The organism is Brenneria sp. g21c3, from assembly GCF_040240345.1.
In the GTDB taxonomy this organism is placed as follows: Bacteria; Pseudomonadota; Gammaproteobacteria; order Enterobacterales; family Enterobacteriaceae; genus Brenneria.
This window is the reverse complement of record NZ_JBEIAB010000051.1, coordinates 1-724: the sequence shown is the minus strand read 5'-3', so window position 1 is coordinate 724 and position 724 is coordinate 1. Positions and strand designations below refer to the sequence as shown.

The following is a 724-nucleotide window of genomic DNA, read 5'->3' as shown; positions in this document are numbered from 1 at the left end:
CTTCGGGGGGGCGCTTACCACTTTGTGATTCATGACTGGGGTGAAGTCGTAACAAGGTAACCGTAGGGGAACCTGCGGTTGGATCACCTCCTTACCAAAGAGCCTTTAGGGCAGTGCAGTGTCCACACAGATTGTCTGATGAAAATAACGAGCAGAAATACCTTAATAGGCTTGTAGCTCAGGTGGTTAGAGCGCACCCCTGATAAGGGTGAGGTCGGTGGTTCAAGTCCACTCAGGCCTACCAAATTCTTTCCCATGCTGCGTTGTGAAATGCCTCGCATACTGGAGTATGCTTCGCCATTGCACGCCTTGCCTGGAAAAGAATTAACTCTCTCACGAGTGGTATCTCAAGGTATCTGTAAGTCATGGGGCTATAGCTCAGCTGGGAGAGCGCCTGCTTTGCACGCAGGAGGTCTGCGGTTCGATCCCGCATAGCTCCACCATTAAAAAGACTTCAGAGCGTATTGGCGACAGTATGCTGCGAAGTATTTTGCTCTTTAACAATCTGGAACAAGCTGAAATTTGAAACGACGCAGCTGAACATTATCCGCAAGGGTAGTGATTTTGTTGTGTCAGAGTCTCTCAAAAATCGCAGCACGATGATGTCGAAAGACACCTTCGGGTTGTGAGGTTAAGCGACTAAGCGTACACGGTGGATGCCTAGGCAGTCAGAGGCGATGAAGGGCGTGCTAATCTGCGAAAAGCGTCGGCAAGGTGATATGAA

Annotated in this window: 2 tRNA genes and 2 rRNA genes; all 4 read left to right on the top strand. The window is 49.7% G+C overall.

The window, feature by feature from the left end:
* A 16S ribosomal RNA gene (locus ABRZ28_RS24260) occupies positions 1 to 94 on the top strand; the annotation flags it as partial.
* A gap of 73 nt (positions 95 to 167) precedes the next feature.
* A tRNA-Ile gene (locus ABRZ28_RS24255) sits at positions 168 to 244 on the top strand.
* A gap of 123 nt (positions 245 to 367) precedes the next feature.
* Positions 368 to 443, top strand: a tRNA-Ala gene (locus tag ABRZ28_RS24250).
* A 186-nt stretch (positions 444 to 629) separates the two neighbouring features.
* A 23S ribosomal RNA gene (locus tag ABRZ28_RS24245) occupies positions 630 to 724 on the top strand; the annotation flags it as partial.